At 72.4% G+C, this 13,228-nt stretch carries 12 protein-coding genes; all 12 read left to right on the top strand.

Features of this window, described 5'->3' with window-relative positions:
• The first annotated feature begins 145 nt into the window (after positions 1-145).
• On the top strand, positions 146-1,045 hold the full coding sequence (locus tag ABZS37_RS30710; protein ID WP_354991945.1) for an alpha/beta hydrolase: 900 nt from the start codon (positions 146-148) through the stop codon (positions 1,043-1,045).
• A 137-nt stretch (positions 1,046-1,182) separates the two neighbouring features.
• Positions 1,183-1,965, top strand: a complete 783-nt coding sequence (locus ABZS37_RS30715; protein ID WP_355174760.1) for an ATP-binding cassette domain-containing protein — start codon at positions 1,183-1,185, stop codon at positions 1,963-1,965.
• Positions 1,962-2,684: an ABC transporter ATP-binding protein gene (locus ABZS37_RS30720; protein ID WP_355174762.1), complete on the top strand. Its 723-nt coding sequence runs from the start codon at positions 1,962-1,964 to the stop codon at positions 2,682-2,684. Before ABZS37_RS30715 ends, ABZS37_RS30720 begins: the two co-directional genes overlap by 4 nt.
• 29 nt (positions 2,685-2,713) lie before the next feature.
• The gene (locus ABZS37_RS30725; protein ID WP_354991942.1) at positions 2,714-3,592 is read left to right on the top strand and encodes a branched-chain amino acid ABC transporter permease; all 879 of its coding nucleotides are present in this window, start codon (positions 2,714-2,716) and stop codon (positions 3,590-3,592) included.
• On the top strand, positions 3,589-4,701 hold the full coding sequence (locus ABZS37_RS30730) for a branched-chain amino acid ABC transporter permease (RefSeq protein WP_355174764.1): 1,113 nt from the start codon (positions 3,589-3,591) through the stop codon (positions 4,699-4,701). The genes ABZS37_RS30725 and ABZS37_RS30730 overlap by 4 nt, the downstream gene beginning before the upstream one ends.
• 84 nt (positions 4,702-4,785) lie before the next feature.
• Positions 4,786-6,072: an ABC transporter substrate-binding protein gene (locus tag ABZS37_RS30735; RefSeq protein WP_355174766.1), complete on the top strand. Its 1,287-nt coding sequence runs from the start codon at positions 4,786-4,788 to the stop codon at positions 6,070-6,072.
• Between the two features lie 177 nt (positions 6,073-6,249).
• On the top strand, positions 6,250-6,993 hold the full coding sequence (locus ABZS37_RS30740) for an SDR family oxidoreductase (protein ID WP_355174768.1): 744 nt from the start codon (positions 6,250-6,252) through the stop codon (positions 6,991-6,993).
• 94 nt (positions 6,994-7,087) lie between these two features.
• Entirely contained in the window at positions 7,088-7,699 is a 612-nt protein-coding gene (locus tag ABZS37_RS30745) for a TetR/AcrR family transcriptional regulator (protein ID WP_355174770.1), read from the top strand.
• A gap of 63 nt (positions 7,700-7,762) precedes the next feature.
• On the top strand, positions 7,763-10,549 hold the full coding sequence (locus tag ABZS37_RS30750) for an AAA family ATPase (protein ID WP_355174772.1): 2,787 nt from the start codon (positions 7,763-7,765) through the stop codon (positions 10,547-10,549).
• 46 nt (positions 10,550-10,595) lie between these two features.
• Positions 10,596-11,744, top strand: a complete 1,149-nt coding sequence (locus tag ABZS37_RS30755) for an acyl-CoA dehydrogenase family protein (protein WP_355174774.1) — start codon at positions 10,596-10,598, stop codon at positions 11,742-11,744.
• 17 nt (positions 11,745-11,761) lie between these two features.
• Positions 11,762-12,226 carry a MaoC family dehydratase gene (locus ABZS37_RS30760; protein ID WP_355174776.1) on the top strand — a complete coding sequence of 155 codons (465 nt, stop codon included), beginning with the start codon at positions 11,762-11,764 and terminating at the stop codon, positions 12,224-12,226.
• Positions 12,227-12,605: 379 nt separating this feature from the next.
• Positions 12,606-13,228 (top strand): endo-1,4-beta-xylanase (locus tag ABZS37_RS30765; RefSeq protein WP_355174778.1); only part of this gene is annotated, 623 nt, incomplete at its 3' end.

A 13,228-nucleotide genomic window follows, 5' to 3' on the forward strand; every position in this document is an offset into this window, starting at 1 on the left:
TGCCCTGCTACCCCTGGTCAGGGGGTCGAAACACAACCGATCCCGGCATCCGTCGCCGGGACTGGTGATTTCACCGATGCGTGGATCGGCGGAGAGGCCAAAACTGACGCACGTCGATATCCCTCGACTTTAGGGAGTGCCCGACGTGTCGTCACCAACCACCACCCGTCCCCGTTCCATCGCAGCCCGAGCCGCCCGGTTCGCGCTGGCCGCCACCCTGGTCGCCGGCGGCGTCCTGACCGGCTCGACCGGCGCCGCACAGGCCGCGGGTCCGTACGAGCGGGGCCCCGCCCCGACCACCGCGATCCTGGAGGCCAGTCGCGGTCCGTTCGCCACGTCCTCACAGAACGTGTCGTCGCTGAGCGTCACCGGCTTCGGCGGCGGCGTCATCTACTACCCGACCAGCACCAGCGAGGGCACCTTCGGCGCCATCGCCATCTCGCCCGGCTACACCGCCGCATGGTCCAGCATCAGCTGGCTCGGGCCGAGGCTCGCCTCGCACGGGTTCGTGGTGATCGGCATCGAGACCAACAGCCGGCTGGACCAGCCGGACAGCCGCGGCCGGCAGTTGCTCGCCGCGCTGGACTACCTCACCCAGCGCAGCTCGGTGCGCACCCGGATCGACAGCAGCCGCCTCGCGGTGGCCGGCCACTCCATGGGTGGCGGGGGCAGCCTGGAGGCGGCCTCGTCGCGGCCGTCGTTGCAGGCCGCGGTGCCGCTCGCGCCCTGGAACACGGACAAGAGCTGGTCCGAGCTGCGAGTGCCCACACTGATCATCGGTGGCGAGAGCGACACCGTCGCGCCGGTCTCGTCGCACTCGGTGCCGTTCTACAACAGCATCCCGGCCTCCGCGGAGAAGGCGTACCTGGAGCTGAACGGTGCGAGCCACTTCTTCCCGCAGACGACGAACACGCCGACCGCGCGGCAGATGGTCGCCTGGCTGAAGCGGTTCGTCGACGACGACACCCGCTACGAGCAGTTCCTCTGCCCGGGCCCGAGCGGCTCGCAGATCCAGGAGTACCGCAACACCTGCCCCAGCGCCTGACCGTGGTCCCGGGGCGGTCGCCAGTGGCGGCCGCCCCGTCCGCGTGCGGGAGACGAGGCATTGAAGGTCTTGACGCGGTACCCGAGAAACGTACACTGCGAGTGTAAATAACACCCGCCACGACAGAGGGATGGGTGATGGAGCGCGGCCTCGAACTGCACCACATCGGCGTCCGTTTCGGCGGCCTCACCGCCCTCGACGACGTCTCACTGCAGGTGCCACCCAACCGGGTGGTGGGCGTGATCGGGCCCAACGGCGCCGGGAAGACCACACTGTTCAACGTGATCTGCGGCTTCGTCGCGCCGGAAACGGGTTCGCTCACCCTCGACGGCCAACCGCTGCGACCACGGCCGCACCGGCTGACCCGGCTCGGCATCGCCCGAACCCTGCAGGGCACCGGGCTGTTCGCCGGGCTCACCGTGCTGGAGAACGTGATGACCGGCGCTTCGCACTCCGCCCGTGCGGGCTTCCTCCCGGCGCTGCTCGGGCTGCCGGCCAGCGACCGCGACGAGCGCCGGCTTCGCCGGCACGCCCTGGACATCCTGGACGATCTGGGGATCGCCGGGCACGCCGAGGCCGCGCCGGGCACGCTGCCGTTCGCCGTACGTCAGCGGGTCGCCCTGGCCCGCGCGCTCGCCGCCCGGCCCCGGCTGCTCCTCCTCGACGAACCCGCCGGTGGCCTCGGCGGCGACGACATCGCCGAGCTGGCCGAGCTGGTCCGGCAGCTGCCCCGGCGGGACGCCGACCCCTGTGCGGTGCTCCTGGTCGAGCACCACATGGACCTGGTGATGGCCGTCTGCGACGAGCTCGTGGTGCTCGACTTCGGCCGGGTCATCGCCGCCGGCACGCCGGACGAGATCCGCGACGACCCGGCGGTCACCGACGCCTACCTCGGCACCGCGGTCGAGGAAGCCGCGTGAGCGGGCCGGACCTGCTCGTCGTGCGCGGGTTGGTGGCTGGTTACGGCGCCGCGCCCGTGCTGCAGGCCATCGACCTCACCGTCCCGGCGGGCACGATCGCCGCGGTCGTCGGCGCCAACGGCGCCGGCAAGACCACCCTGCTGCGTGCGCTCTCCGGCATGATCCGTCCGACGGCGGGCCAGGTGCTCCTCGCCGGGGAAGACCTCCGCGGTACGCCCGTGGAGAAGCTCGTCCGGCGCGGCATGGCGCACGTGCCGGAGGGGCGGGGCGTGATCAGCGAGCTGACGGTCGACGAGAACCTGCGGCTGGGCGGGTTGTGGCGGCGCGACCGGGCCGACGCCGGTCGTGCCCTCGACGAGGTCTACCAGCTCTTCGAGCCGCTCGCCCGGCGTCGCCGGCACCTCGGGCACCAGCTCTCCGGCGGTGAGCGGCAGATGCTCGCGCTCGGCCGGGCACTGGTCGGCCGACCTCGCCTGCTGCTGCTCGACGAGCCGTCGCTCGGCCTGGCGCCGCGGGTCGTCGCCCGGACCATGGCCCTCATTCGCCAACTGCGCGACCGTACCGGCCTGACCGTGTTGCTGGTCGAGCAGAACGTCCGCAGCGCACTCGCCGTCGCCGACCAGGGCGTCGTGATGTCCCTCGGCCGGGTGGTGATCGCCGCCCCGGCGACGAAGCTGCGTGACGACGACGACCTGCGCCACGCGTACCTCGGTTTCTGACCACACCTCGTCCCCCGGAGGGAGGACTGTTGGACCGCTTCGTCTTCCTCACCATCGACGGCCTGTCCCGGGGCGCGGTGTACGCCGCGTTCGCGTTGGCCCTGGTGCTCATCTGGCGGGCGGCGCGGGTCGTCAACTTCGCCCAGGGGGCGATGGCCGTCGCCGCCGCGTACGTCGCGTTCACCGTGTCTGCCGCGACCGGCTCGTACTGGCTGGGTTTCGTGGTCGCGATCGTCGCCGGCCTGCTGCTCGGTGCGCTGGTGGACCGTGTCGTGATGCGGCACGTCGACCACGCCTCACCGCTCAACCCCGTGATCGTCGCGCTCGGGTTGGTGCTGTTGATCCAGGCCGTGCTGGGCATGGTGTACGGCAACGAGTTCCGCCCCGCCGAGGCGCCGTTCAGTCGGTCCGCCCTCACCGTGGGCGGGGTCGCCGTGCTGTCGCCGTACGACCTGTTCGTCTTCGCCACGATCGGGGTGGTGGTCAGTGGCCTGGCCTGGCTGTTCGCGCGTACCGCGGTCGGGCTGCGGATGCGCGCGGCGGCCTTCGCCCCCGAGGTCTCGCGGCTGCTCGGGGTCAACGTCGGAGGCATGTTGACTCTCGGTTGGGCGCTGGCCTCCGGTGTGGGCGCGTTGGCCGCCATGTTGGTCATTCCGACCGAGTTGGGCCTGCACCCGCACGCGATGGACCTGGTGTTCGTCTCGGCGTTCACCGCGGCGGTGGTCGGCGGGTTGGACAGTCCACCGGGGGCGGTGGTCGGCGGCCTGGTGGTGGGGTTGCTGCTCTCCTACGTGAGCGGATATGCCGGCAGTGACCTCACGCCGCTCGCGGTGCTGGTCCTGCTGCTGGCGGTGCTGCTGGTCCGGCCCGGTGGGCTGTTCGCCCCGGTCGCGGCGAGGCGGGTGTGAGCGCCACGAGGGCGGCCCTGCCGCCGAAGAGCCGGCAGGCCGACGTCGGTGACCGACCGGTCGACCGTCGACGCGGCTCCACCCTGCTGCGCCACCTCGCGGTGGTGCTCGCCGTCGGCCTGCTGCTGGTGGCGGTCAGCTACGCCGTCGAGCCGTTCCGCAACTTCCAGCTCGCCACCGTGGCCGCCTATCTCTGCGCGACCGCCGGGCTGACGGTCCTCACCGGGCTCAACGGTCAACTGTCGCTCGGGCACGGCGCGTTGATGGCCACCGGGGCGTACACCGTGGCTCTGTGCCAGAACGCGTTCGCCGACCGGGGGATGACCGGCGGCTGGCTGTTGCCGCTCTCGCTGGGCGCGGCGATCGTCAGCACGGTCGCGGTCGGCGCGGTGGTCGGTGTGGCCGCGGCCCGGCTCCGCGGCCCCTACCTGGCCGGGGTCACCCTCGCGGTGGCCGTCGTCGTGCCGGCGCTGGCCGTCACCTTCGACGGCGTCTTCAATGGCGAGCAGGGGCTGTCGGTGCCGGTGGAGCCACCGCCGGTGGCGCTCGGCCCGTACTTCCCCTACGAGCGGTGGCAGCTCTGGCTGACCGGCGCGGCGACCCTGCTCGCCCTGCTGCTGTTGGCCAACCTGATCCGCAGCCGGTACGGGCGCACGTTCCGGGCGGTCCGCGACGACGAGGTGGCCGCCCGCCTCGCCGGCATCCACATCGCCCGCACCCAGGTCCTCGCATTCGTGGTCAGTGCCGCCACCGCCGGGCTCGGTGGCGCGTTGCTGGCGGTCCTCGCGCAGAGCGTCTCGCCCGGGGCCTTCTCGCTGACCCTGTCGCTCTTCCTGCTGCTGGCCGTGGTGATCGGCGGCCTCGGTCGTCTCACCGGGGCGCTGTGGGGGGCCGTCCTGCTGGTCGCCCTGCCCGACCTCACCCATTCCGCGACCGAGCTGCTCACCCTCTCGCCCGCGGTGGCGCAGCGGCTGGAGGGCAACCTCCCGCTGGCGATCTTCGGAGCCACGCTGATCGTCGTGATGATCGCCGCGCCCGGCGGCGTGCAGGGTCTGCTGTCCCGCCTCGGTCGGGCCCTGCTGGCCCGGTGGCCGGCGCGTCGTTCCTGAGCTGTCCTCGGCCCGGCCTCGGCCGGGCGCTCCACCACCACACCGTTCCCCCAAGAACCGGACCGAGAAAGGTCGGTGTCACCCATGCACCGTATGACACAACGTGGTCTCGCGATCGCCAGCACCATCGCCCTGTTGGTCGCCGCCGCGGGTTGCAGCGATGACGACGGCTCCGGCACCGGTGGAGCATCGGTGCCGGGCGTCACCGCCACCGAGATCGTCGTCGGCACACACATGCCGCTCACCGGGCCGGCCTCGGCCGGCTACTCCAAGATCGCTCCGGCGACGAAGGCGTACTTCGACTACGTCAACGCCAACGGCGGTGTGCATGGTCGGAAGATCACTTACAAGATCATGGACGACGGCTACAACCCGGCGAACACCCAGCAGGTGGTCCGTCAGCTCGTCCTGCAGGACAAGGTCTTCGCCGTCCTCAACGGTCTCGGGACGCCGACGCACACCGGGGTGCTCGACTTCCTCAAGAGCAACCGGGTGCCCGACCTCTTCGTCGCCTCGGGCAGCCGCAGCTGGGACCAGCCGGACAAGTATCCCGGCACGTTCGGGTTCAACCCGGACTACACGGTGGAGGGCAAGATCCTCGCCACCTACGCCAAGACCAACCTGGCCGGTCAGAAGGTCTGCTTCCTCGGCCAGGACGACGACTTCGGCCGCGACAGCCTGGCCGGCGTGGAGAAGGTGCTCGGCGCCGGGGGCGTGGCGGTGAAGCAGACGTACGTCACCAGCAACACCAACGTGGCGCCGCAGATCGGCGCGTTCAAGGCGGCCGGATGCAAGGTCGTCGTGCTCGCCACCGTGCCCGGCTTCACCGCGCTCTCCATCGGCACCGCCGCGCGGCTGGGCTTCAAGCCGCAGTGGCTGGTGTCCAACGTCGGCGCCGATCAGCCGACCCTGGCCAAGCAGCTCGGAGCCGCCGCTCCGCTGCTGGAGGGCGTGGTCGGCACCAACTACCTGCCGATGCAGAACGACACCGCCAACCCTTGGATCCAGCTCTTCACGAAGATCAACAAGTCGCACAACGGGGACGCGCCGTTCGACGGCAACACCGTCTACGGCATGTCGGTCGGCTACCTGTTCGTGCAGGTGCTGCTCGCCGCCGGCAAGGACGTCACGCGGGAGAAGGTGCTCCAGGCCGTGCAGAAGGGCGGCTTCCAGGGCCCCGGGCTGGCACCACTGCGCTTCTCGGCCACTGACCACTCCGGGTACGGCGGGCAGCGCCTGAGCCGGGTGAGCGGGGGAGTGCAGACCTACTTCGGGCCGACGTACGAGACCGACGAGGCCGACGGGCCGGTCACCGAGTACACCGCCGCCCCGGTCGCGCCGCCGGCGAACGGGGTGCCGACCGTCTCCTGAGAACCCGTACACCCGACGTCCGACCGGGCGTGGTTGCGTCTGACCACGCCCGGTCGGACGGTTGCGCCTGCTCGTAGGAGCCGCGCGGTGAAGGGTCGTAGCGTTCATCGGAGACGTTGACCGACACCGATCACTGCTCCTACTATCTGCACTGTGGATGCATATTCGGGACGGCTCGTGGATCGTGTCGCCATCGTCACCGGCGCCAGTCGGGGGATCGGCCTGGCCATCGCCCAACGCCTCGTTGCCGAGGGCGCTCGGGTGGGTCTGACCGCCCGACGTCCCGAGGCGCTGGCCGAGGCGGTCGCCGCGCTGGGCGGGCCGGCGTACGCCGTCGCCGTGCCCGGCCGGGCCGACGACCCCGAGCATCGAGCCGCCGCGGTGCGACAGGTCAGCGCCGCGTTCGGGCCGGTGGACCTCCTGGTCAACAACACCGGCATCAACCCGGTGCACGGCCCGCTGGTCGAGCTGGACCTGGGCGCGGCACGCAAGATCCTCGACGTCAACCTGGTCGCCACGCTCGGCTGGGTGCAGGAGGTCTGCGCCGCCGGCATGTCCGAGCGCGGCGGCTGCGTCGTCAACGTCTCGTCGATCGCCGGGCTCGGCCCGTCGCCCGGCATCGCCTTCTACGGGGTGAGCAAGGCCGCGCTCAACCACCTCACGGCCAGTCTCGCGGTGGAGCTGGGGCCGACGATCCGGGTCAACGCCGTCGCCCCCGGCGTGGTGAAGACCCGCTTCGCCGCTGCCCTCTACGAGGGTCGGGAGGATGAGGTCGCCGCACGGTATCCGCTCGGGCGTCTCGGTCTGCCGCAGGACGTGGCGGGCGCGGTCGCCTTCCTGGCCTCCGACGACGCCACCTGGATCACCGGGCAGACCATCGTCTGCGACGGCGGCGTCTCGCTGACCGGCCGGGCCGGATGATGGCGTCGGTGGTCGGTCCCGGGCTGCTGATCACCGCCTGTCTAGACTCGGCGGTGCGCCGGGAGGCGTCGTGGCGGTGAGGAGGCGGGGGCGGATGGACGGGGTCGAGGTCGTGGGCCGGGTCGACGGGCGCACCGCCCGGGCCGAGCGCACCCGCGTGGCCATCGTCGAGGCGCACCTCGCGCTCATCTCCGAGGGTGACCTCCGCCCGACCGGCGAACGCATCGCCGAGCGGGCCGGCATCTCGCTGCGGACGCTCTGGACCAACTTCAAGGACATGGAGACGCTCTTCGAGGCGAGCGGCGCGGAGGTGCTCCGCCAGCAGGACGCCGCCTACCGGCCGATCCCAGCCGGGCTGCCGCTGGTGAAGCGGGTCGACGCGTACTGCCGGCAACGGGCCCGGCTGCTCCAGCTCATCACGCCGTCGGCGCGGGCCGCCCAGATGCGGGAGCCGGTCTCCGACCAACTGCACCGCAACCGCCTCAAGCACATCGACCGGGTTCGCGACGAGGTCGAGGAGCTCTTCGCCGTCGAGCTGGCCCAGGCCGGTCGGGGTCGGGAGCAGCTGCTCAACGCCCTGGTGGCGGCCAGCATGTGGCCTGCGTGGTCGATGCTGCGCTACGGCCTCGGGCTGGGCGTGGACCAGGCCCGCGCGGTGATGACCCGGACGGTCGGCGCCCTGCTGGCCGAGGTCGCGGCCGACTGATTCCCGCTCGGCCCGATATCGCCCCCTCTTTCCATCCGGTTTCCGATAGGTGACACTGGATGCATGGTTACTGCATCAAGAGTGCAATTAACCGTGCTGCGCGGCCGGGACGACGAGTGCCGGGCGATCCGCACCCTGCTCGACGGCGTGACCGGCGTCGGTGGCGCCCTGCTGCTGCACGGCGAGCCGGGTTCGGGCCGGACGGCGTTGGTCGGCTACGCCCACCGGCACGCCGAGGGCCGCACCGTGCTCGCCGGGACCGGGCTCGCCGAGGAGGCCGTCCTGCCGTACGCCGGCCTGCAACGCCTGCTCGACCCGGTGCTCGACCGGGTCGCCGCCCTGCCGGACGAGCAGCGCCAACCGCTGCGGCGCGCGCTGGCCGGGGAGTGCTGCCCGGCCGACCGCCAACTGACGCTGTCGATGGCGGTGCTCGGGTTGCTCGCCGCAGCCGCCCGGGACCGTCCGCTGCTCGCCACCATGGACGACGTCGACCGAGGTGACCCGCAGACCGCGCAGGTGCTGGCCTTCGTGGCCCGCCGACTGCGGCATCTGCCGGTCGCCGTCCTGCTCACCGCGGACGTCACCCTCGCGGTCGACGGGATACCGGCGCACCGACTCCGGCCGCTCGACGCGCGGGACAGCGTCGCCGTCCTCACCGACCGGCTGCCCGAGTGCCCCGCCGCGCCGGTCGCGGCCACACTCGCGGTGGTCGGCGGCGGCAACCCGCAAGCCCTGGTGGATCTCGCCGAGGTGCTCAGCCCGGGGCAGTGGCGGGGTGAGGAGCCGCTGCCCGCAACGCCACCGACGGATGGTGCGCTGGGCCGCGCGTACCGGACCCGGCTGGACCGGTTGCCACCGGACACCCGGCGGATGCTGCTGCTCGCGGCGCTCGACGAGGACGGTGAGCCGGGCACGCTGATCCGAGCGGCGGGAGTCGTCGGCTCCGAGGTCGAGGCGCTCGCCCCGGCGGAGGTCGCCGGCCTGGTCCGCGTCGAGCCGCGGGGCGTCACGTTCCCCCAACCGTTGGTTCGCGCGATGATCGTGTCCAGCGCGACGCTCGCGGAGCGCCGTGCGGCCCACCGGCTGCTCGCCGGGGTGCTGGGCTCGGACGGGCAACGGCTGCGCCGGGCGATGCACCTCGCCGCCGCGGCGGCGGATGCCGACCCGGCCCTCGCCGCCGAGCTGGAAGAGGCGGCCGGCGATGGAGCCGGTGGCTGGGCCACCGCCTCGGCGGCGCTGCGCCTGGCCGCCGACCTCAGCGACCAGCCGCTCCAGGCTGCCGCCCGGCTGCAGACCGCCGCCCACTACGCCTGGGCCGGGGGGCAACCCGACCAGGCCTGGTTGCTACTCGACCGTCTCCGCGCCGTGTCCACCGACCCGGTCGTCAAGGCGCGCGCAGACCTGCTGCGCGGCGAGTTGGAGCTGCGGTGCGGCGTCGCGTCGGGTGCGTCGGCCACGTTGCTGACCGCCGTCGGATCGGTGGCCGGCGCCGACCGCGCCCTGGCGTTGGCCGGGCTGGTGCGGGCCGGCGAGGCCGTCTGCTTCGCCGGTGACCAGTACCGGTACGCCGAGGTCGGCCGCCGGGCGCTGGAGTTGCGGCGCCCGAACGACCCGCCGGCCATGGAGCTGATGAGTTGTCTGGTCGGCGGGGTCGCGGCGACCCTGCGGGGCGACCATGAGCGGGCCGGGCCCGCGCTGCGCCGCGCCGTCGTGCTGGGTGGCCGGTTGACCGGGCCGGCGCTGACCCCCACTGCGCTCACCTGCGCCGCGGCGGCCGGCCTGCTGGTGGCCGTGGACGGCGCGGCGCATCGGCTCGCCGAGCGTGCCGTCGGGTTGGCCCGGGAGCGGGGCGAGCTGTCCATGCTGTCCCGGGCACTGGAGTTGCGCGCGGTCGCCGAGTACTGGCTGGGTCGGCACGAGGCGGCGGCGGAGACGTCCCGCGACGGGCTGCGGGTCGCCCGCGCCACCGGTCAGGTCAACTACGCCAACGTCCACCTGGGCATGCTCGCCGTGCTTGCCGCGATGCGGGCCGATCGGGCCACCAGCCTGCGGCGGATCCGTGAGATCGGCGAGGCGCCGACGCCGGGCAGCCGTCCGCACGCGCTCGCCGGGTGGGCACTGGCGGTGCTTGACCTGGTCGACGGCCGACACGCCGAGGCCGCGGACCGGCTGGCGTCGCTGGCCCGGCTCGGCACCGGTCGAGGTCAGGTCCTCGTGCAGGTGATGGCCACCCCGTACCTGGTGGAGGCGGCGGCGCACCTGGCGCACCGGCCGGCGGCAACGGCCGCGCTCGCCGTGTTCGACAGGTGGGCCAGCAGCACCGTGAGCCCGCTGCGCCGGGCCCTGTCCGCCCGGTGCCACGCGTTGCTCGCTCCCCGGGGCGGCGCCGAGGCCGAGCGGAAGTTCCAGATGGCGCTGCGGCTGCACCCGACGGAGGCCGGCGCGTTCGAGCGGGCCCGTACGGAGCTGCTCTTCGGCCAGGAGCTGCGCCGCAGCCGGCGCCCTCGCGACGCGCGGGCGCACCTGCATCAGGCCCGCGAGATGTTCACCCTGCTCGGGGTGGCGTGCTGGGCTGAGCAGGCCACCACCGAGCTGCGCGCGGCCGGTGAGTCGATCGGCTCGCCGGACCTGCCGGCGGCGCGGCTGCTGACGGGCCAGCAACTGCGGATCGCCGAGCTGGTCGCGGAGGGAGCCACCAACCGGGAGATCGCCGCCCGGATGTTCCTCTCCACCCGTACGGTCGATCACCACCTGCGCAACGTGTTCCACCGGCTCGGCATCCGCTCGCGCACGGAGTTGGCCCGCGCGTTCGCCGCCGAACGGCACGTCGGGCTGGCCTCCGAGCGGTGACCGTCCGGTCTGGACGGCTTAAACTATCACCGCTAGTTTAAGCGTCATGGAGCTCACCCTCTCCGCCGAGCAGGCCGCGGTCCGCCAACTGGCCGCCGAGTTCGCCGACCGGGAGCTGCTGCCGCACGCAGCCGCCTGGGATCGGCGCGAGTCGGTCGACCCTGCCATCGTCGGCATGCTCGGCGACCTGGGCTTTCTGGGGCTGACCATCGCCGAGGCCGACGGCGGTTCCGGGGGCGATCACCTCGCGTACTGCCTGGTCCTGGAGCAGCTCGGCCGGGGCGACTCGGCCGTGCGCGGCATCGTCTCGGTGTCACTCGGCCTGGTCGCGAAGTCGATCGCCGCCCACGGGTCGGCCGCACAGCGGGCCGAGTGGCTGCCCCGGCTCTGCGCCGGCGCCGCACTCGGCTGCTTCGCGCTGACCGAGCCGGACAGCGGCTCGGACGCGGCCGCGCTGCGGACCCGCGCGGTCCGCGACGGCGCCGACTGGCTGCTCACCGGCACGAAGACGTTCATCACCAACGGCACCACCGCCGACGTCGCGCTGGTCTTCGCCCGCACCGGCGGGCCCGGGCACCGAGGCATCACCGCGTTCCTGGTTCCCGGCGACAGCCCGGGGCTGACCCGGCGGGAGATCCACGGCAAGCTGGGCCTGCGCGGCCAGGCCACCGGCGAGCTGCGCTTCGACGAGGTACGCGTGCCCGACACCGCCCGCCTCGGCGACGAGGGCGCCGGCTTCCGCCTGGCCCTGGCCACCCTCGCCAAGGGCCGGATGTCGGTCGCCGCCGGCTCGGTCGGCATCGCTCAGGGCTGCCTCGACGCCGCAGTCGGCTACGCCGGGCAGCGGACCCAGTTCGGCAAGCCGATCGCCGCCCACCAGCTCGTCCAGCAACTGCTCGCCGCCATCGCGGTGGACACCGCCGCTGCCCGGTTGCTGGTGTGGCAGGTCGCCGACCTGATCGACCGCGGCCAGCCGTTCGCCACCGAGGCGTCCATGGCCAAGCTCTTCGCCAGCGAGGCCGCCGTCCGCGCGGCCAACAACGCGGTCCAGGTGTTCGGGGGGTACGGCTACATCGACGAATATCCGGTCGGCAAGTACCTGCGTGATGCCCGGGTCGCCACGCTCTACGAGGGCACCAGCCAGATCCAGCAACTCCTCATCGGACGCGCGCTCACCGGCGTCAACGCCTTCTAGCTTCAAGGAGATCTGGCATGAGAGTCTTCACCTCGTTCGACGAGTTGGCCGCTGCCGTCGGCGAGACCCTCGGGCCCGGTCCGTGGCAGCGCATCGAGCAGAGCCGCGTCGACCTCTTCGCCGACGCCACCGACGACCACCAGTGGATCCATCTCGACCCGGCCCGGGCCGCCGCAGGGCCGTTCGGCGGGACGATCGCCCACGGGTACCTGACCCTGTCGCTGCTGCCGGCGCTGGCCGGCCGGCTCTACCGGGTCGACGGGGTGGCGATGGGGGTCAACTACGGGCTGAACCGGGTGCGTTTCCCCGCACCGGTCCGGGTTGGTGCCGCCGTCCGGGCCACTGCCACCATTGCCGAGGTGTCGCCGGTGAGTGGCGGCGTGCAGTTGGTCGCGGCGGTCACCGTGGAGAGCGACAGCGGTGGCAAGCCCGTCTGCGTAGCCGAGACCGTGAGTCGACTCTACCGAGCCCCCGGTCGATGATCGCGTAGCTCGTGTGCGTGCCGTTGGGCGTCGCGCCGGCGGTTGGGCATTGCGGAAGAAGTTCCGGAACTTGCGGCGTACCGACTCTCCTGGAACTCCGCCGCCGGTGCGTCACCGCATCGCTGTCGCGCGACATGAGGCACTGCCTGGGCAGCTCTGTCTTGCCGGGCTCGCCGGCCTGGTCCACGTCTCGTCAACTTCCGGAAATTATTGCTCGTCGATGAGCGGCGCTGACATACTCCACATCCATCGGAGTCGATGATCGTGGGTATGCGCCTCATCCCGGGCGCCTTTCCGTGCGCGGTTTCGACCCGGTGCCCCACCACCGCTGGGGCGGTGCGTCAGATGCCCCGCCCCGGGCCTCACGGAAGGAAAAGACATGATCGAGAGGTGCCACGGGGAGACCCGCCGACGAACGGGCCCCCGAGCGCGTACAGCGATCGTCCTCGCCGCTGCGGGTCTGCTCGCCGCAACGAGCGCCGCGTTCCTGCCCGGCGCGGCGAGCGCCGGAACGACCCTGGGCGCGTCCGCCGCTGAGAAGGGTCGGTATTTCGGTACGGCGGTGGCCGCAAGCAGGCTTTCCGATAGCGCGTACACCACGATCCTGAACCGTGAGTTCAACATGGTGACGCCTGAGAACGAGATGAAGATCGACGCCACCGAGCCGCAGCAGGGCCAGTTCAGCTACGGCGCGGCGGAGCAGATCGTCAACCACGCGCGTAGCCGTGGGATGAACGTCCGCGGTCACACCCTGGCCTGGCACTCGCAGCAGCCTGGGTGGATGCAGAACATGAGTGGTAGTGCGTTGCGGCAGGCGATGCTCAACCACGTGACGCAGGTCGCCACCCATTTCCGGGGTCAGGTCGTGGCGTGGGATGTGGTGAATGAGGCGTTCGCCGATGGCAGCTCCGGTGGCCGTCGTGACTCGAACCTGCAGCGGACGGGTAATGACTGGATCGAGGCGGCGTTCCGGGCCGCGCGTGCCGCCGATCCGGGGGCGAA

The sequence above is a fragment of the Micromonospora sp. NPDC005413 genome (genome assembly GCF_040606435.1).
In the GTDB taxonomy this organism is placed as follows: domain Bacteria; phylum Actinomycetota; class Actinomycetes; order Mycobacteriales; family Micromonosporaceae; genus Micromonospora.